The sequence below is a fragment of the uncultured Roseibium sp. genome, assembly GCF_947494555.1.
Lineage (GTDB): Bacteria > Pseudomonadota > Alphaproteobacteria > Rhizobiales > Stappiaceae > Roseibium.
On record NZ_CANLVF010000001.1, the window covers coordinates 356047 to 375465 of the forward strand.

Here is a 19419-nt window from a genome sequence, read left to right on the forward strand (position 1 = left end):
CAAATTATTTTTTTTGGTTTGTTTGAGGAGTTTGCGCGATGGGCTCGAGGGAGATCAGCTTGGAAGTCAAATCGAGAGAAGACCGGTCTTGCTGTGCAAAACGCCAGAGCGATGAGCCGCCCGGTGAGACCCAGGCCTGGGATGTTCCCGTGAACGCTGAAGATCGCGGCAAACGAAGCGTTGCACGGCTTCGGGCTTCAAAGGCTATGATCGGAACGAATTTTCCGATCGTTGCATCTGATTGCGAGGGACCGTTGCGGGTCGCCAATGTCAAATCATTTGCGGTAGACACAATTGCCGTCACTACGGGACGATTTGCGCGATTTGTTGAGGCCACCGGCTACCGTACCGACGCAGAGCGCATCGGCTGGTCTTTTGTCTTTCATCATCAGTTGCCGGATGATTTTCCACCCACCCAAGCTGTCGCCAATACGCCCTGGTGGCGCGTTGTGGAGGGGGCTAGCTGGCAGCGTATTTTTGGCACGGCGGATACAAGAAGCACCCTGGCAGACCATCCTGTCGTACATGTTTCGAAAAACGATGCACTTGCCTTTGCGCGTTGGGCCGGAGGGCGCTTGCCAACGGAGCTTGAGTGGGAGCACGCGGCGCGCGGTGGTCTGGGCGACGTGCGCTATCCGTGGGGCAACAGGGATCCGGACGACAGCTTTTTGCCATGCAATATCTGGCAAGGTGAATTTCCGAACTTCAATTCCGCCAAAGACGGGCATGAAGCAACGGCACCGTCCGACAGTTTTGATGCCAATGGCTTCGGCCTGAAGAACATGGTTGGCAACGTGTGGGAGTGGGTATCGGAACCTTTCGTCAATGCGCCTATGCGGCACACGCACACAAATAACACGCTTTCGGCGCTGAAGGGCATGGCGCTTCTCAAGGGCGGTTCGTTTCTTTGCCACCAAAGCTATTGTTTCCGGTATCGCATTGCCGCGCGCACTGCCAACACACCGGATTCAACTTCCACCCACATGGGCTTCCGGCTGGTCTACGACGAGAACCGGAGCTGTTGATGCCGACCACGAAGCCTTGGGCCCGTATCGTTGTAATGGAGGTTGCCAGGTGAGTGAGGCAACAGAGAACGCTGTCTATGTGGACTGGGGAACAAGCAGCTTCCGGGCCTACCTTGTGGATGCCGCCGGCACCTGCCTGGCGCGCAAGGCGTCGGATCAGGGCGTCAAGAAGATCGCGCCAGGAACTTGCAAGTCGGTCTTGCAGGAAAACATCGGAGAGTGGGTTGAGGAAGCAGGCGTCACAAGGGTCCTGATGGCCGGCATGGTGGGAAGTGATCTGGGCTGGTGCGCCGTACCTCTGCTGAATGCCCCATGTGATGCGGCCGCAATCTCCGACAATCTCTTTCAGGCCCGGCTGACCGGCGCCACAAGTGTTCAAATCGTTCCGGGACTGGCCTCATTTGATGGTTCGGGACGCGTCGCATCGATCATGCGCGGTGAAGAGGTTCAGATATTGGGCAGCATTGCCTTGCAAAACAAAAGCGATGCGTTGATTTGCCTGCCCGGCTCTCACAGCAAATGGGTTGGCATTAACGCTGGCAGCATCACGGCAATCCGCACATTCATGACCGGAGAACTCTTCGACCTTGTGTGCACTCGAAGCGTTCTCAAAGATTGTATTCAAGGCGCAGATGCGGAACTGGACGTTGCGGCATTTCTTTCCGGCGTGGATCGCGTGCGGTCCAGGGACGTCCTGTTGGAAGCGCTCTTTGGCGTTCGGGCAGAATTTGTCGCCGATCCGCACAGAACAGCCGCGGAGCGAAAATCATTCGTATCCGGCGTCATGATCGGTTCGGAAATAGATGCCGCGTTGGCAAACGCACCGGTATCGCAATCCGGGGACCTGATCGTCGCCGGATCAAAAAAGCTGCTCGAGGCCTACCGTTTGGCTTTTGCCCGACACGATTGCCGCGCGACGTGCGTCGACGGCGAGGAGGCATTTATCGCGGGCTGCCATTTGTTGCTCGCCTGACTGCCGCTTGCAGGCAATTTTCCAGACATCAGTTGGTTCGCGGACTTTCCTTCGGATCAGCAATAAAAACAATCAGATAAAGCCTTTGTTGTTGCGCCCTTTATTGAGCGGCAGCGCCCACACCTTGGCACAGCCTGGTGCCACTCGAAGCGCGGGCAACAAACACGCAGGCGTTCCATTAGGACAACGTGTTGCCGAAGCACTCAAGAACGCGTCTTTCATTCGGGAATTCGCGGATTTTTTGAGACTGTGCGGTTGCTCCCACAAACGAACGGGCGTTTCGGCTGTCCGATGTTGAGCGGAGCGTCTGTTTCCCCTCTTTGCCGGGCATATTGAATAAACTCCACCATAGTAAAAGTGGGATATTTATGTAAAAAATTTCAAATAAACGAACAATTAAAGTTTTAAGTAAATATATTTTTGAATGAATGGTGCCTATTAGGAAGGATTTTCATCATGATTTCTGTATTTAGAAATATTAATTCTGAAAAAGTGTCACATAATTTTACAATTCGAAGTAAAAATTACAATTCAGAAGAAAAAATGTCACAAAATTTTACAGAATTGTGGAATCTTTTGAGCCGGCACAGCGGTGTAGGGCTTTGGGATGCGGTGTTGATCAATGGCGATCCAATGGCGCCTGACAGCAGGTGGCGGTGGTCACACGAATTCAGGCGCTTGCTTGGGTTCGACCCTGAAGACATAACCGGGTTCCCGGATGTTGTCGGGTCCTGGGCGGATCGTCTTCATGAAGAGGACGTTGACAAGACCTTTGAGGCATTCAGCGCCTGCCTGAATGATCGTACCGGAAAGATCGGCTATGACGTCGAGTATCGACTGCAAATGAAAGACGGAGCTTTCCGCTGGTTTCGCGCCATTGGAGGTGTCGCACGCGGTTCGAACGGCGTTGCCGAGCGCGCGTGCGGGGCATTGATTGACGTCGATGCCGAGAAGAACGCAGCAGAGCGGGCCAAACTCCTTGATATTTATTCAGGGGTGGGCTTGTGGGACGCGGTGCTGGCCGAGGGTGACCCGATGTCGGCGGAAAGCGTCTGGCAATGGTCACCCGAATTTCGGCACCTTTTGGGTTTTGCCCCTGACGACAAGGCCGGATTTCCGGATCAAGTCACCTCTTGGTCCGATCGGCTGCATCCGGACGATGCTGAGCACACGTTTAACGCCTTTGGTGCCTGCCTTACGGATCGTACCGGTAACACGGGATACGATGTAGCCTATCGGTTGAAGATGAAAGACGGATCGTTCCGCTGGTTTCGCGCCATTGGTGGCGTGGCTCGCGGCCCATCGGGCGTTGCCGAAAGAGCTTGTGGTTCATTGATTGACATTCATGAGCAAAAAACGACGGCTATGGAGACCGAACGCCAGATGAAACTGCATGAAAATGTCGGTGAACTGTCAAGGTCGTTGTCGGAGGAAGTCGGGATATCGGCAGCAAATGCCGCGCAGGACGTCCAGACGATCGCGTCCTCAACGGAGGAACTTGCAACATCGATTGCCGATATCAGCGAACGGGTGAAACAATCGGCAGAGGCTTCGGCCCAGGCGTCGAAAAACGCAAGCGTTACTGCAGAAATCGTGGAAGCGTTGGGCACCTCAGTCGAGCGAATTGGTGAAGTATTGAAGTTGATTGACGGCATTGCCGATCAAACGAACCTTCTCGCCTTGAACGCAACGATCGAGGCCGCGAGGGCCGGTGAGGCGGGCAAGGGTTTTGCGGTCGTTGCAAGCGAAGTCAAGCAGCTTGCCAGTCAATCCGCTCAGGCGACGAAAGAGATTTCAGGTCAGATCAACGAAATTCAAGGCGAGGCGGGCCGCGCCGTCGAAGCTATCCGCAACATCACCGAAGTGACTGACCTGGCACAAGAGCTTGCTGCCAATATTGCTGATGCGATCAGCCAGCAAAATAAAGCGACGCAGGAGATAGCCCAAAGCGCACAGGCAGTCTCAGAGCAGACGAATTCGGTTGCTGGCGTCATTCAGAGAACCACGACTGACATCCAGGAAAACCTCAATCAGCTGGAAAGCTCGGCCATTTGATTTTTTGTGGATTGGCGCAGCCGGTGTTGCTGGAGTCCCCGGGCTTCAGCTTGCTGGCGATCTTTCCTGCCTCCCTGGCGAAACTGGATGCGCTGTCGAACTCTGAACTGTTGCCGGTCATTTCATTGTTTCTGGAGCCAATAACGGCTCGCGTGTTGCGCCAACAATGACCGGCCGTGCGTCAGGCCGCAGATCTCTGTTTTGTTTCGCATCGAATGGTGCAGACGCGACCGGATAAGGAGCTGGGGACAGTCGAGTTTGGTTTCTGAAATCGGCCGCCGCGTCCCCCTGGGACAAAAAATGTAATGTTTTGTTACAAGGAGAAGGAAGTATTGTAAATAAAAATTACGGTATTTATTTTGTTATATTTATTTTATCATATTTTTTGCTTTTAGAGACTGCGTATTATACTTTTTAATTCTGTAAAAGTTAAGAAGTCGACTCCGGCAAGGTTGGTGCGTCCGGAAGAGGATCAGGCCGCGGATACAGAAGGATGGGTGGAGCGATACAAATCACTCCCCTCAAGACATAACCATGAAAGTGAAAATCAGTCCCCGGCGACGCCCAATTGCGCAACATCGGACGAGCGACTTGACCCTAGTTGGGCTGGTCGTCCGACGCATTTGGAAGATGCGACCAGATTGCGGAAATATCTTCTCGCATATGCTTGTGAACCGCGCTCATGAGCGCATCGCAGGTCTCCTCCGGAAGGGCGGAGATTGCGTTCTGAATTTCCTCGACAGTACAAGCGTCGGGAGCAGGACCGGCAGAGTTTATCCTGGACAGCAACGCGTGATCGTCTCCCAGGATCTCGCTGCCGACACTGGCAAGTGCAGTTATGAACTGTTTGGTCGCCGTGTATTGCATCTTTCTCGCCTCCCGAGCCGATTTCTTACGCAACTCAGGATGTAGGAGACGCAGATGCCGGGTCAATTGCAGGAAATTACTGATCTCCTCCGACAGCGTCTGTCTGTCGTTCAGCAACTGGCAGCTGCTAACGCCGAACACCATCGGCTTTTGCAGTTTTCCGGTGGCGCGGACTTTCTGACCCTGCACGCATCGGACGAGCGGGACGAGGACAAACCGCAAAATCCGGCAGCTCCGGCTCTGGATGCCAATGCTGCCTTGTTGGATGACCTCAACGCGAAGCTCGAGCAAATCGACAAGCTAATCGAAAAAGCAAATACGAAGGGGAAGCGTCATGAATGAGCAAACCTCCAAGGGGCTCTCGGCTTTTGATCTGTTGTCCATGTCCTGGTCGCTGAAGGATAAACCAGTTCATTCGATTTTTTGTCGTGACGGCAACTTCGCCGCATTCCTGTTGGCGTCCGGCAAGCTTGCAATTGTGCGGACCTCGGACGCGGAATCGCCCGGCAAAAGGACGTCTATTGACGAGGCAACCGGCAGAACCACGATCCGTCCGCGAAACGTGGATCCAATTCCGCCGACCGTGTTGGACACGGCTGCACTCGCAGATCTTCCCATCGCACGCTTTGGTTCACAGGGTTTTGCGGTTGCCTGCAAAGATGGAACCGTGCGCCAGGCAACGCCGCGCGGGCTTGTCATCGAACGGGTACCGTCGGGTAGCGGTCCGATCACCGCGTTCAACGGAGACAAGACCGGCAGCCGCGTTGTGTTCGCGCGCGGGAACGAGGTTTTCGTGACGGGAACCGAAGGTGACGCGCCGTTGGCATCTGTGAAACTGGATCACCTTGTGTCTTGTCTTTCCGGTTTTGCCGGCAACGGAAAACTCGCGGCCTGGGGCAATGGCACGATCTCGATATTGGAGTTTTCGAACGATCTGCAAAATCTGTGGAGCCTGGAATGTGCCGGTGAAGTCGTGTCGATGAACTGGAATTCGAACTCGACGCAATTGGCTTGCGGGTGCGCGGACAAAGCCGTGCTGACGATCGACTGTCTTGCGAAATCGACGCACCGTATCGAAAATTTCCCTTCAGAAGTCCGGACAGCCGAATTCAACGAAGCGGGTGCAGCGCTTGTCGCCTCGGGAGCCTTCCGTCTTGTGGGCTGGAAAGAAAACGATCTGCCCAAAAGCGGAAGTCCGGGAACGCCCTTGTCTTCGGGCAAAGCCGGTTTCGTGTTGCTTGAATCCATCGCATCGCATCCAGCGAAGGGCATGGTTGCCGCCGGTTTTGAAAACGGCGTTATCGCGCTCACCGGCATAGGTGAACCGGAAGAACTCCTTCTGAAAAATGCATCAAACACCGCAATCATCACAATGAGCTGGTCGCCGGATGGCGAAAATCTGGCCGTTGGCAACGCAGCAGGCGAATGCAGCATTGTCAATTTCCCGGAGCAAATGTTCAAATAAAATCAAGGAGGAAGAAATGCAGGACGTAAAAAAAGAGCTGACACCCGAAGAAGAAAGCAAGGACGAATTCTTCAAACGGGTCTCGGAGATATCCGAGGAAATGATCGAAGCGCACGGCAAGGACTTTGCCATGGGGACTTTGGTGATGGCGGCACAATGGATCGCCCGTGGCGAGACCAAAGGCAGTGCGGAAAGCCGGCACTAGAGCGGTTCCAGCTAAGGTTGAACCACTCTAGCCATCCTTGGCGAGGGAAAGGTCGAAGGGCTCTTTTGTGACCGTTCGTCGCCAGTGCTCGACCGTAATATCGCCGATGGCAGCGGCTGAAGAAGCCAGTGAATGATTTCGATGCGACTGCGGCTGTTGTCGGCTGAGCCCCTTCAGATCCTTAGACAGCCGCTCCTGCAAAACGCTTGAATAAGCGCACATCTCCTGAATGCGCAGGGTTACGAATTCGAGGCAGTCGAGCGTATCGCGGAACAGGCCGTAGCCGTTTTCGGGGTCTTCCGCTCTCGAATGCCTGACAAACGAGGTATGCGTCGCGGTTCCCAATATAGCCAGGGTGTTGCGGCGCCAATCGGAATAATCGCCCTGCTGCCCGAAATCCAGACCCACGTCATATAGACGGTCCGCGACGAGCCGGAAGGCGCGCCCCCCAGAAATATGGCGTCGCCAGAACTCGTTGGCTTCCTCTGTCGTTCGGCAGGTCGTGAAGCGCTGAGCCAGCCGGCGTCGGACCAGGAACGCCAACGCCATATCGGCATCTTCGGAAATTGACCGCGCGATCTGCATGGAGGGGATCAGGAGATCCGCCAGAAACAGCATTCGAATGGCGTCAAGTTGCTCCATAAGCCGAAAGGTGACGGCTTGCAGACTGGACCACTGCGCCCGATCAAGCCGGGGTTCGGGTAACGATGCCGCACAATTTGCCGCGGCGTTCAGCGTTGCGACCCAGATTACAGATTGATCAAAAAGAAGAAACGCATCCATCGGTGCGCTGCTTTCATCTTCTTCCGGAAAATCTGCAACGTGAAACCCTCTCAGTGAGCCGATGGTCTGAAGCCATATGCGTTCAAGATCCAACCCCCTGGCGGACCACATTTGCTGTGTGCGGGCAATCAGTTGAGGCGACGCTCCCGGATAACAGCTCACAAATGAAATTTTCTCGGGTCTCATGGCGTTCAGATCTGGCGCCGATGCATTTGAAAGTCTGTGCACGGCGAACCGGTCAACTCACTTTATCGAATTGGAGGTCAACTATTTCTACGTTGTTCTGCCGGGAAGACAATCAATATTCAGTTGTCTGGCTGAAGTTTTTTCGATCGAAAAAAGTAGAGTGTCAGTTGGCGCGGACAAACATGTAAAGGAGCGTAAAGTTATTAAACACTTTTACGCATTTGAATTTTGAGTTCCAAAAAATTTCGAAGAAGTTTTTTGTGAAAACATGTTTTTTTGCGAAATAATTTATTCCTGTAAATCAAACCTTTACCCGAAAATACCTTCGAGTTCTTTCAAGAAAATCTCCTCCTTCTCCTAAACTGGAATCATCCTTGCAATTCCTAACGCACAAAACAGCGCTCCTGTTCAACAGGGCGCACAAAGAACGAAGGAATAGGGAGGTTAAGCGCCAAAGGGCCAGCAGCCGGCACTTTTGGCGTGTTTCCATGGGGACGCGCGGTTCCGCGTGAATCTACTCAACCTTTGCCGTCATCAGTCTGATCCCATGCGGTCGGGGCGCGTTATCCCCGGCGTTTGCATGTTTCGGATCGGGCAGTCAGGCAGCTGTCTGCTGCCATCCACGGACCGGTTTTCCGGTAAGAGCTTAGGAGGCTCCAGGAATGGCAATTACGTTGAACAAGATTACGTCTCAGCGGGGAATCTCGGTGGGCGAAGCCACCAAAAAGATTTCTGACCTTGGTTGGAATCCCACTTATGTGCAGGAAGCTGCAACGTTTCCGACTGACTACAAGATCACCAAGGCGCCGCGCGATCCGATGAAGCAAGTGCTTCGGTCCTATTTTCCCATGGAAGAGGAAAAGGACAATCGTGTTTACGGCGCTCTGGATGCCGCACTTCGCGGTGACATGTTCCGCAATGTGGAGCCGCGCTGGATCGAGTGGATGAAGCTTTTCCTTGCGATCATTCCCTTCCCGGAAATTTCGGCAGCACGGTCCATGGCCATGGTGGCACGCCTTGCGCCCGGTGAGGACCTGCGCACCGGCTTCACCATGCAGATGGTCGATGAGTTCCGTCACTCCACGATCCAGATGAACCTGAAAAAGTGGTACATGGAAAACTATATCGATCCGGCCGGGTTCGATATTACCGAAGAAGCCTTCGGCAAGTGTTACGCAACAACGATCGGACGCCAGTTCGGTGAAGGCTTCATCACAGGCGACACCATGACCGCCGCCTGCATGTATCTGACGGTTGTCGCTGAAACTGCGTTCACAAACACCCTGTTTGTGGCCATGCCGTCCGAGGCTGCCAGAAACGGTGACTACGCTCTGCCGACGGTCTTCTTGTCCGTGCAGTCAGACGAGAGCCGTCACATCGGAAACGGCCACTCTCTGTTGATGGCAGCTCTCAAGGAGCCGGAAAATCACCTGCTTCTGGAGCGCGACCTGCGGTATGCGTTCTGGCAGAACCATGCCATCGTCGACGCGGCAATCGGAACATTCATCGAATACGGCACAACCAACCGCGACAAGGAAAAGGAATCCTACGCGGAAATGTGGCACCGCTGGATTTTCGAGGACTACTACCGGACCTACATGCTGCCGCTTGAGAAGTACGGCGTGAAGATCCACCATGATGATGTTCAGGAAGCCTGGAAACGGATCACCGACAAGAAATATGTCCACAAGGTCGCACAGTTCTTCGCTGTCGGCTGGCCGGTCAATTTCTGGCGGATCGAAGCCCAGACGGAAAAGGACTTCGAGTGGTTCGAGCACAAGTATCCTGGCTGGTATGCTGAATTCGGTGACTTCTGGAAATGGTACGACAAGCTCAGCAAGCCGGGTGAAAAGGTCATCACCTTCAACGAAGAGACCGGATATGTCTATCCGCATCGTTGCTGGTCCTGCCTCGTGCCTTGCCTCATCCGTGAAGACATGGTGATCGATCAGATCGACGGCAAATGGCACACGTTCGCACACGAACTGGACCGCTGGACCGCTGTCGAAGCCTTCTCTGACGAGTACCAGGGCCGTCCGACACCGGCGATGGGCAAATTCTCCGGCAAGCGCGAATGGGAAACCGTTTACGACGGATGGGATCTGGCAGACGCCATCAAGGACCTCAACTTCGTTCGCGAAGACGGCGAAACACTGGTGCCGCAGCCGCACCTGCGTTTCGACGACAAGGAGCAGTGGAAGCTTGAGCACGTCCGTGGTCATCAGCTTGCTTCGCCGCTGAATGCATTGCGCGCAATGTCGGATGTCGAGCGTGACGCACACGTGGCCGAGTACCGCAAGGGCTTCACCATCAATCCCTGCAACTAAGACAACTGCGGAGGCCAGAAATGGCCTTCGCTCTCCTTCGCGCGCGAGCAACTCGCGGCATTCAGGAATATGGAGACTGAACTGATGTCAGAAACCTACAATGTCCGACTGGAACCGGTAGGTGTGGAATTCGAAGTCGAAGAGAGTGAGACCATTCTCGATGCTGCGTTTCGTCAGGGAATAGCGCTGCCGCATGGTTGCAAGGAAGGTCAGTGCTCTGCCTGCAAATGCGTGCAGCTCGACGGCGAAAGCGAGATGCTCAAGTACTCGACTTTTGCGCTGAATGACATGGAGCGTGACAGCGGACATGTATTGATGTGCCGCACGTTGGCCTACAGCGACATTGAGATTGAACTGCTGAACTACGACGAAGAAGTTCTGTCAAAGTCGATACCCGTCAAAGAGTATTCAGGCGAAATCGTCGATTTCCAAAAACTGACGCATGATATCCGCGGCGTCCAGATCAAACTGCATGCGCCGCTCAAGTTCTGGGCCGGGCAGTATGTCGACATCACGGTCACCACGGAAGCGGGGGAGACGATTACACGCTCGTTCTCCATGGCAAATCCGCCGAGCGAAACCGAAAACCTCTCGTTCATCATCAAAAAATATCCAGACGGAAAGTTCTCCAACGAACTGGACGAAGGCAGAATCAAAGCCGGAGCCAGAGTCAAGATCACAGGACCCTACGGGATGTGTTTCCGCAGAGAAGGACGAGACGGACCGCTTGTCCTAGTCGGAGCCGGATCCGGCATGTCCCCGGTCTGGTCGATCCTCAACGATCATCTGGCCAGCGGCGAAGATCGTCCGGTTTATTTCTTCTATGGGGCGCGTACCAGGAACGATCTCTTCAAGCTCGAGGATATCTCGAAAATCACGGATGCAAATCCTTCGGTCAGCTTCATTCCGGTTCTCAGTCATGCCGATGACGACGCTACCTGGACTGGCGAACGGGGTTTCGTTCACGAGTGTGTTGACCGTCATCTGAAGGAGCTGGGTATCGACGGTGAAGGCGACGTCTATGCCTGTGGCCCGCCGCCAATGATCGATGCGCTGACCCCAGTTCTCTTCATGCTCGACTTCGAAACCGATCGAATTTTCTTCGACAAGTTCACTCCAACTTCCGGTTCATCGGCCCACTGATCTTCAGGGCCGGTCGTTAGTTGAAGGACCAATCAAGGGAGGAATACTTCGATGGTTGCAATATCAAGTTCAGTCGGATCCGGAGCCGCAGGCGCGGCGACATTCGTGGGTTCCAACAGCAGAAAGTACAACTATTTCGAGCCGCGCGGCAAACGGGCCACACATTATGAAGACGTCACGGTCGATGTGCAGCCCGATCCGGAGCGGTACCTGATCCAGGACTGGATCATCGAGTTTGAAGGGGGCAAGGGCGGCGGTGCCTACCAGAAGGACAACACCGCAGCGCTCAGTTCCAACTGGCATGCATTCAGGGCGCCTGACCAGGAATGGGAACGCACTCACTATCAGCGCCAGTCCAAGATCGTGACGATGGTTCAAAACGTCATTTCGAACGCGCGCAAAGCAGGGGCGCCTGCAGCGTTCGACCAGACCTGGATCCGTGTCCTGCAAGCGCACCTTGGTGCCTGGAAACACGCTGAATTCGGCCTCGGCACGTCCCTGATGCAGGCGCAGCGTTATGGCTACACCCAGATGATCAACAACGCGACGCTGACCAACTCGAGCTACAAGCTGCGCCTCGCTCAGGACATCACCTTGTATCTTGCCGAGATCGGCATGGATATCGACGGTTGGGACGACGAGCTCGGCAAAAAATCCTGGCTTGAAGATCCGATCTGGCAGCCGACCCGTGAAGCGATCGAAGCCATTATGGGATGCGAGGACTACCTGGAGCAGTACTTCGCGATCAACATCATCTTTGAACCTCTTGTCGGTGAACTTGTCCGCTCCGGCTTTTTCATGCAGGTGGCGGCCGCCAACAACGATTTCATCACACCTCCGGTCATTTCTGCGGCAGAAGCGGACTACGAGCGCAATCTCGCGAACGCGATCGACCTGATGTTCCTGCTCGCCAATGACGAGAAACATGCCGGACACAACAGGAAACTGTTCCAGTCCTGGACCGCCAAACACGGCGCTCTTGCCGACAAGGCCGTGCAGAACCTGCAGCCGATCTGGTCGCAACCCCACTCAAAACCGGTCGCGTTTGAAGACGTGAGAGCCGTTTCGCACGAGCGCATCGATCAGATCCTCGGTGAACTCGGTCTCAGCCGCTAATCAAAGGAGTTTTCACTATGTCGAATATTGCCCGTGACGCGTCCAAGCAGAACATTTTCAAGTCGATGGACGAAATCAAGTTCGAGCAGACGATTTCGCATCAGTGCGGCGTCACGATGAACGATAGCGTGGAAGCACGTGCCATTGCCGAATTCATGGGCGAAGACCCCAAGGTCACCGTGACTTACAACCCGGCAACGATCCGCATCGACGGTGAAGGCAAGCTGATCTTCAAGATGGATGAAATCGGCGAATTTCTCGGCCGTGAAATGACCGCCGAGATCTTCGAGGTCAACACCTCTACCCACTACGGCCGCATGGTCCGGGTCGACGACAACACGGTGGTCCTGTTCGGGAACATGGACGAGGTCTTCGAATACATCGAGTGACGCAGCTGCCGTGCGCTGTGGTTCAGCACCGCTGCGCGCGGCCCCCATTGTGTCTTGAAACAAAGCAAATTGACGGAGGAGCATGATGTATAAGACCAAAGACGGGAAAGAGATTTTCATTCTCGACGGCCACACCCACTTTTGGGACGGAAGTCCTGAAAACCAGGCCAATGTTCACGGCAAGCAATTCATCGATTGCTTCTATGCCTATCACACGAACCTGAGCCCCGCCGAAGAACTCTGGGAGAAGGGCAAGTTCGAAAAATATTCGGCTGACGATGTCTACCGCGATCTCTTCATAGAGGGGCCGGACGACATGGCGATCATCCAGTCGACTTACCTGAGCGATTTTTACAAGAACGGGTTTTCCAGCATTGAGCGCAGTTCCGAGATGGCGTCCCGCCACCCGGAGCGGTTTATCGTCAATGGTACCTTCGACCCGCGCGATGGTGAAAAGGCGCTGGAATACATCCACTACATGAAGGAGAACTTCGATATTCAGGGTGTGAAAATGTACACCGCTGAATGGAACGGAGACAGCAAGGGCTGGGCACTGAATGATCCGGCTGCTTACAAGTGCTTCGAACTTTGCGACAAGCTCGGGATCCGCAACATCCACGTTCACAAGGGACCGACAATCATTCCGCTGAACAAGGATGCATTTGACGTTCACGATGTCGACTACGCTGCGACCGATTTCCAGAATCTGAACTGGATCATCGAGCATTGCGGGCTGCCGAGGCTGGATGATTTCTGCTGGATCGCGACCCAGGAAACGAATGTCTATGCGGGTCTCGCAGTGGCGTTGCCGTTCATCCATTCCCGCCCGCGATACTTCGGCGAGGTCATGGCCGAGCTGCTGTGGTGGGTCGGTGAAGACAAGCTCCTGTTCGGGTCCGACTATGCCATCTGGACGCCAGCCTGGCTCGTTGACCAGTTCTGGAATTACCAGATCCCGGAAGACATTTCAGCAGAGCGCGGCGGCGTCCAGCTTACGGACGACGTCAAGGAGAAGATCCTTGGTTTGAATGCTGCGAAGCTCTACGGCATCGACGTTGCAGCCAAACTCCAGCAACTGAGTGCCTCGCCGATCCAAGTAGCGGCGGAGTGAAGCAATGCTGAACGAAATCCAACAATCCGAATTGGCGACGGCGGTCTGGGAACAGCTTGAAAACGTCTCCGATCCGGAACTCGATGAACCCATTACGGATATGGGCTTCGTCGAGCGCGTTGAGGTCTTCGCTTCGGAAAAGGTGGAAGTCGACTTTCGGCTTCCTACCTACTGGTGCTCTCCGAATTTCGCCTTCCTGATGGCATTCGGTATTCGTCAGGAAGTTGAAAAACTGAGCTGGGTACGTGAGGTCACGGTCACGCTCATGGATCACTGTTTCGACGCGCAAGTGAATGCAGGTGTCAACGGAAGCTGTAGTTTCGACGAGGTCTTTTCGGCGTACTCCAGTGGTGAGGAGCTTGAAAACGTCAAGCTAAAGTTCCTTGAAAAGGCTTTCATTCGCAGGCAGGAAACCGTTTTGCTTGCCTTGCAGCAGGCCGGATATTCCGCCGAGAAGATTGTCACGATGAAGCTTGGGGAATTCGATCGCATCGACTTCAAGGGCGAGGAAGAATCCAGGCAGAAACCGCGATACCGAACCTTGCTGATTTCTCGGAATCTGGCATCCGTTTCGGAAGACCTTGCGTTTGTGACCTGGGCCGGCGAACCGATCGAACCACGCAATTTGCGCCAGCACCTAAGCGAACTGCGATCCGTCCGGATCAACATGGAGTTCAACGGTGCGCTTTGCCGCGGTCTGAGCAACACCCGATACAAGGAAGTCGAGATCGGTGCCGACGGGCCAACCCTCGTCGATTTCATCCAAGGACGAGTTCCCCCCAGAAATGTTGAGTCTGTCTGAAACCAGGCGAAGCGGAACGCGCCGCTTGCGGCGTCAATAAATCGAGGAGAGAGATGATGGCAAAGCTACTCATCCACAATGGAAGTGCGCGCGCTGCTTTGGCAAAAGGCGTGGCGAAACTGGCCGCTGCAGTTGAACCAACGCTTGGTCCCAAGGGATTAAACGCGATGATTGACCGTCCGGTCGGAACGCCAATCGTGTCCAGGGACGGTGTGACGATCGCGTCTGAAATCGAGCTGACCGACAGGTTCGAAAACATGGGCGCCCAGGTGGTTCGCGAAGTGTCCATGCAAACGAACGAAGTCGCCGGCGACGGTACGACGACCGCAATCGTGCTGGCGAACGCGTTGATCCAGAAAGGCGTTGAAATCACCTCCAACGGTGTCAAGCCTGTCGACCTTTGCAAGGGAATTGAACGCGCCGTTTCCAAGATCATCGACGGGCTCGACGAATCGTCCAGATCCTGTGACGAGAACCCGGAATACCTGAAGGCCGTTGCGCGGGTCTCGGCATCCGATCCCGAGCTGGGAGCCCTGGTTGCGGAGGCATTTGAGCGCGTTGGAAACAACGGCATCATCACGGCCGATTTCGGCGTGACCATTGATACCACGCTGGAGATAATCGAAGGGATATCCTTCGATCGTGGCTACATTTCGCATCATATGGTGACTGATCAGGAACAGATGGAAGCTGTTCTGGAGAACCCGTTGATATTGATGACGGATCACAAGATCCCGACGCCGGATGTGTTGTTTGAGGTGCGGGAAATTGCCAAGACGGAGGGGCGGCCGCTTCTCATCATCGCAGAGGAGATCGCACCGGAAGTCGTTATCAGCCTGCTGGATGACGGCGGCCCGGGGGCATACCTGATCGTGCACCCGCCGGAATACGGCCACTGGCGCACGGCGATGATGGACGATCTTGCCATCCTTACCGGCGGGGAAGTGATTTCAAAGGGTCTCGGCAAAAAGATTGAGGACACATCGCTCAAGCAGCTTGGTGGAGCGAAGAAAGTGAAAGTGTCCGCGTCACTCACCAGCATCATCCAGGGTGAGGGAGACCCGGATCTTGTCACTGCTCGCAGGACACAGGTTCAAAGGCAGATCGACGTCGCACCGCCCAATATCGAGCAGGACAAGCTGCGTGAACGCCTGTCCAAACTGACCGGCGGAACGGCGGTGATCTACGCAGGCGGCTTCACGCCGGTTGAGCAAAAGCGGAAAATACAGCTGATTGATGATGCCTTGTCTGCGGTGAGAGCAGCTTCGGAAGACGGTGTCGTTGCCGGTGGCGGCACAGCACTGGCTCAAATCGACTGGGTTTTGAAAGACCTGGCTTCGGAAAACGAAGCCGATATCCGGGCCGGCGTGGAACTTGTCCGCTCCGTGTTGACGCGGCCCGCTGCAAGGATTGCCAGCAACGCCGGTGCGGATCCCGATTCTGTCGTGGCATCTGTTACCTCGGCAGCTCCCGGGCATGGGTTCAATGCGGCGGTCGGAGAGTTCCAGGACATGTTCGACGCAGGAGTCATTGATCCTGTGCGCGTAACGGCAAGTGCTCTCGTGAACGCGACCTCGGTCGCAACCCTGATCCTGACCACCGAAACCCTGATCGGCGACCTGAACGAAGGTGAAGCCGATCCCACCGCCGGCCCGGCCTTGGGCGGCGGAGCAGAACATCTCGGACGCGCCTAGCAGATATCGAGCGCAGTTCCAGTCTGCGCTTGCCGACCTCCTGCCTGAGAAAGGAACCCGTCATGAAAGCTGCCAGGCTTTATGATTACGACCCGGCGATGAATGTCGAACTCAAGATTGAAGACGTTGCACCACCAACCATAAATGCACCGGATGAGGTTGTTGTGAAAGTGGGAGCCGCTGGCCTTTGCCGTACGGATCTCCACATTATCGAGGGTGTCTGGAAAGACATCATGGATGTCGAGGGAAATCTCCTGCCATACATCATGGGCCACGAGAATGCCGGCTGGGTGGAGGACGTCGGCAGCAATGTAAAGTCCGTCAAACCTGGGGACGCGGTGATTGTTCACCCCCACAGGAGTTGCGGCATTTGTCTGAATTGCCGGTATGGCCATGACATGTATTGTGATCACGGACAGTTCCCCGGACTGGGGCTGGATGGGGGGTTCGCCGAGTATTTCCTCACTAATGAAAGTTCTCTGATCAAACTGAATACAAATGTCACGCCCCTGGATGTTGCTCCGATGGCAGACGCCGGTATCACTGCGTACAGGGCAGCGAAGCGTGCTGCCGGATTGGTGTATCCCGGAGCTTACGTCACCGTTCTGGGTGTCGGTGGCCTCGGACATATCGCAATTCAGTGCCTGAAGCATCTTTGCGGCGCTCGCGTCATAGCGGTGGATCGTGAGCCAGGCGCGCAGGCGCTTGCCCGGGATCTGGGTGCTGACTTCGTACTTGACGGAGGCCCCGATCTGATTGAGCAAATCAAGGACATTACCGGTGGCGGCAGTCAGGTTGTGATCGATTTTGTCGGCGAACTGGGTGTAGAGAACATTTGCTGGAAACTACTGCGCCAGGGCGGCGAACTGATCGTTGTCGGGTATGGGGGGCAGATCGAAGTCCCGACAGTCGAACTTGTAGTCAACGAGATCAAGATCGGCGGCAGCCTTGTCGGTGACTATACCGAGCTGGTTGAATTGATGGAATTGAACGCCGATGGTCTGGTGAAAATGCACTACACCGAGTATTCGCTGGACAATATCAACACAGCCATTGACGATTTCAAAAATCGAAAATTTACAGGGCGCGGTGTGATCGTTCCATAAGGAAAAACCAAATTGAAAGGCGGAGCGATGATTTAATCGCGCCGCCTTTTTTCTTTATTCATTTTCATATTGCGAGAGTTTTATCCGAAAGCGTCTGTTACTTTCCCCGATCAAGGCCATAAAGCTTTATTTTTCGGTACAGCGTTGGCCGGGAAATACCCAGCGAGGCAGCAACCTTGGAAAGATTTCCGTTTTCGAGTTCGATCGCCCGTTGAATTGCGATGGATTCAATGTCGTCGAGATTAAGTTGGTCTGCGGGAACCGCTGCCCTGCCGCCGGGCAGGATCAGATCATCGTCCGGCGATGTAATGTCCGAGGGAAGGTCCCACATTGAAATCCGTTCGCTTGTCGACAAAAGACAAAGCCGCTCGATGGTGTTTCGAAGTTCACGAACGTTTCCCGGCCAGCGATAAGTGCTCAGGGCAGTTCTTGCACTGTCGTCGAAAACAAGCGGGGAGCGTCCGAACTTTCGGGACAAAGTCCTGTTGAACTGGTCGATGAGCAGGAAAATGTCATCCCCCCTTTCGCGAAGAGGTGGAACCTCGATGACAATTGCACTTATCCTGTAAAACAGGTCCCGGCGGAAGTTTCCTTCTTCTATGTCATGGCGCAGGTTCCGATTGGTCATCGCGACCAGCTGGACATCAATCGCTCTGCGGGTGTTGCAGCCGATGCGATAGACCGCGCGCTGTTCCAGCGTTCGCAGAAGATAAGATTGCAGCTCAAGCGGCATGTCACCAATCTCATCAAGGCAAATCACGCCGCCATTGGCCAGCTCGAACTTGCCGACTTTACCTTCACGCAGGGCACCGGTGAAAGCGCCGGCCACATGTCCAAACAGTTCGCCGCCAATCAAATCATTTGAAATAGCCGCGCAATTCACCGCGACATAAGGGGCATTTTTCTTTTTGTGATGACTGTGAATCAGGCGTGCGAACAGCTCCTTGCCGACACCGGTTTCACCCTGGACGAGAACCGTCACATTGGCTTCAGCCGCGCGGCGTGCAAAGTCGATCGCTTCAAGCATCTTCGGGCAGTTGCCGACAATCTCGATTTCATCTTCTTCGACGCCCGTCCTCGGGGCAATCTTGATGCTCCGGTGCTTTGTCAAAGGTTCACGGGAGGCTGACTGACCCGGCAGAATGACAACAGCTCCGCGGGTTTCACCCCCTGACTTCAGGAGCTCGACCCCCTTGATCGTCAATTCTCTGGGTATTGCCTGGGCAAGCTGGCCACCGGTCATTTCAGGGTTCATGGCCAACAGTTTCCGGCCAATCATAAATTCCTGCTTCCGCCTTGAAGGTATCCGATCCGTGTTCCGATTGTAGACAATCCGTCCGGCCCGATTGAGAAGCACGATCCCGTCAGTGCTGCTGTGGGTTGCTGACGAGTCAATGAGCGCTTCGAGCAGGATTGTTCTTTCTTCACGCAATCCTTCGGCCAGCGCAATTTCGATCTCTCGCGCGGCCGCCACGACAAGAGCGAGATTGTGAGGCCGGAAAATCGCCGGTGGCCCCGACAGATCCAGAACCCCCGCGATGCTTTTGTCGAGGGGGTCGAATATGGGGGCTGCGGCACAGGTCCATGCCTTGATACCCAGGCAGAAATGTTCCGACGCATGAACATAAGCCGGCGTGCCCGTGCTGAGGGCCGTGCCGATCCCATTCGTGCCGATGACGCCTTCCGCCCATACGCCCCCGATTTCCAGTTTGATGTCGCGGCCTGCATCGATCGTCTGAGGATCTCCGATCGCTTCTATGATCGTGCCGTTTTTGTCTGTGAGAATGAGAATGGCGCCGGATTCCGCCAGATGAGGTGAAAGGCGCGCAAATGCGGACTTGGCTGCCGTCACAAGTGTCTGGTTCTTCTGCGTCAACGAGTTGATGTTTTCGGCAGTGAGTTTTTTTGGAGAACCTTGGGACAGAGCACTGATACCCAGTCCCTTGCTGCGGTCCCAGGATTTCAGAATCTCCGGCCTAACCCCTGCGAGGCCGCGTTCGATATCGTTGGTATCCAGTCTGCCTTCAACATATTGCTCCCAGGAGCGCATGGTCTGGCGTTCAGCGCCGATTGAACTAATCCGGCGTTTTCTGAAACTGGCCTGGTTCTGAGTTGTGAAATAGCTCGTTGGCATGTTGTCTCGCGTCCCTGACAAGTAGCAATTCTGAGCGT

Annotated in this window: 17 protein-coding genes; 14 read left to right on the forward strand and 3 right to left on the reverse strand. The window is 54.8% G+C overall.

The window, feature by feature from the left end; all coding sequences use genetic code 11:
* The first annotated feature begins 59 nt into the window (after positions 1–59).
* The 3 genes from Q0915_RS01520 (at position 60) to Q0915_RS01530 (ending at position 4053) form a co-directional block, all read left to right on the forward strand.
* A complete protein-coding gene (locus Q0915_RS01520; protein WP_299472634.1) occupies positions 60–1025 on the forward strand; it encodes a formylglycine-generating enzyme family protein in 966 nt (321 codons plus the stop codon).
* Between the two features lie 49 nt (positions 1026–1074).
* Positions 1075–1998: a 2-dehydro-3-deoxygalactonokinase gene (locus Q0915_RS01525; RefSeq protein ID WP_299472635.1), complete on the forward strand. Its 924-nt coding sequence runs from the start codon at positions 1075–1077 to the stop codon at positions 1996–1998.
* A 543-nt stretch (positions 1999–2541) separates the two neighbouring features.
* On the forward strand, positions 2542–4053 hold the full coding sequence (locus Q0915_RS01530; protein ID WP_299472636.1) for a PAS domain-containing protein: 1512 nt from the start codon (positions 2542–2544) through the stop codon (positions 4051–4053).
* A gap of 597 nt (positions 4054–4650) precedes the next feature.
* On the opposite strand, the gene Q0915_RS01535 is transcribed toward Q0915_RS01530, so the two are convergent.
* Entirely contained in the window at positions 4651–4920 is a 270-nt protein-coding gene (locus Q0915_RS01535; RefSeq protein ID WP_299472637.1) for a hypothetical protein, read from the reverse strand.
* A 54-nt stretch (positions 4921–4974) separates the two neighbouring features.
* Between Q0915_RS01535 and Q0915_RS01540 the strand changes: the two genes are divergently transcribed.
* The 3 genes from Q0915_RS01540 to Q0915_RS01550 are packed head-to-tail and all read left to right on the forward strand — an operon-like array spanning position 4975 to position 6590.
* A complete protein-coding gene (locus Q0915_RS01540) occupies positions 4975–5262 on the forward strand; it encodes a hypothetical protein (protein ID WP_299472638.1) in 288 nt (95 codons plus the stop codon).
* Positions 5255–6385, forward strand: a complete 1131-nt coding sequence (locus tag Q0915_RS01545; protein WP_299472639.1) for a WD40 repeat domain-containing protein — start codon at positions 5255–5257, stop codon at positions 6383–6385. The genes Q0915_RS01540 and Q0915_RS01545 overlap by 8 nt, the downstream gene beginning before the upstream one ends.
* Before the next feature lie 16 nt (positions 6386–6401).
* Entirely contained in the window at positions 6402–6590 is a 189-nt protein-coding gene (locus tag Q0915_RS01550; RefSeq protein WP_299472640.1) for a hypothetical protein, read from the forward strand.
* Between the two features lie 27 nt (positions 6591–6617).
* Here Q0915_RS01550 and Q0915_RS01555 read toward each other — a convergent pair whose 3' ends face one another.
* Positions 6618–7535 (reverse strand): hypothetical protein, encoded by a 918-nt coding sequence (locus Q0915_RS01555; protein ID WP_299472641.1) that lies wholly within the window; start codon positions 7533–7535, stop codon positions 6618–6620.
* Between the two features lie 686 nt (positions 7536–8221).
* Here Q0915_RS01555 and Q0915_RS01560 point away from each other — a divergent pair.
* From Q0915_RS01560 to Q0915_RS01595, 8 genes are all read left to right on the forward strand, one after another.
* Entirely contained in the window at positions 8222–9886 is a 1665-nt protein-coding gene (locus Q0915_RS01560; RefSeq protein WP_299472642.1) for an aromatic/alkene/methane monooxygenase hydroxylase/oxygenase subunit alpha, read from the forward strand.
* 84 nt (positions 9887–9970) lie between these two features.
* Positions 9971–11029, forward strand: coding sequence for a 2Fe-2S iron-sulfur cluster binding domain-containing protein (locus Q0915_RS01565; RefSeq protein ID WP_299472643.1), 1059 nt, complete (start codon positions 9971–9973; stop codon positions 11027–11029).
* 51 nt (positions 11030–11080) lie between these two features.
* Positions 11081–12145 carry an aromatic/alkene monooxygenase hydroxylase subunit beta gene (locus Q0915_RS01570; RefSeq protein WP_299472644.1) on the forward strand — a complete coding sequence of 355 codons (1065 nt, stop codon included), beginning with the start codon at positions 11081–11083 and terminating at the stop codon, positions 12143–12145.
* A gap of 17 nt (positions 12146–12162) precedes the next feature.
* Positions 12163–12534: an MmoB/DmpM family protein gene (locus Q0915_RS01575; protein WP_299472645.1), complete on the forward strand. Its 372-nt coding sequence runs from the start codon at positions 12163–12165 to the stop codon at positions 12532–12534.
* An 85-nt stretch (positions 12535–12619) separates the two neighbouring features.
* Positions 12620–13645 (forward strand): amidohydrolase family protein, encoded by a 1026-nt coding sequence (locus Q0915_RS01580; protein WP_299472646.1) that lies wholly within the window; start codon positions 12620–12622, stop codon positions 13643–13645.
* A gap of 4 nt (positions 13646–13649) precedes the next feature.
* On the forward strand, positions 13650–14447 hold the full coding sequence (locus Q0915_RS01585; RefSeq protein WP_299472647.1) for an iron-sulfur cluster assembly protein: 798 nt from the start codon (positions 13650–13652) through the stop codon (positions 14445–14447).
* Positions 14448–14503: 56 nt separating this feature from the next.
* On the forward strand, positions 14504–16141 hold the full coding sequence (locus Q0915_RS01590; protein WP_299472648.1) for a molecular chaperone GroEL: 1638 nt from the start codon (positions 14504–14506) through the stop codon (positions 16139–16141).
* A gap of 62 nt (positions 16142–16203) precedes the next feature.
* Positions 16204–17247 carry an NAD(P)-dependent alcohol dehydrogenase gene (locus Q0915_RS01595; RefSeq protein WP_299472649.1) on the forward strand — a complete coding sequence of 348 codons (1044 nt, stop codon included), beginning with the start codon at positions 16204–16206 and terminating at the stop codon, positions 17245–17247.
* A 97-nt stretch (positions 17248–17344) separates the two neighbouring features.
* On the opposite strand, the gene Q0915_RS01600 is transcribed toward Q0915_RS01595, so the two are convergent.
* On the reverse strand, positions 17345–19381 hold the full coding sequence (locus Q0915_RS01600) for a sigma-54-dependent Fis family transcriptional regulator (RefSeq protein ID WP_299472650.1): 2037 nt from the start codon (positions 19379–19381) through the stop codon (positions 17345–17347).
* Between the last annotated feature and the right edge of the window lie 38 nt (positions 19382–19419).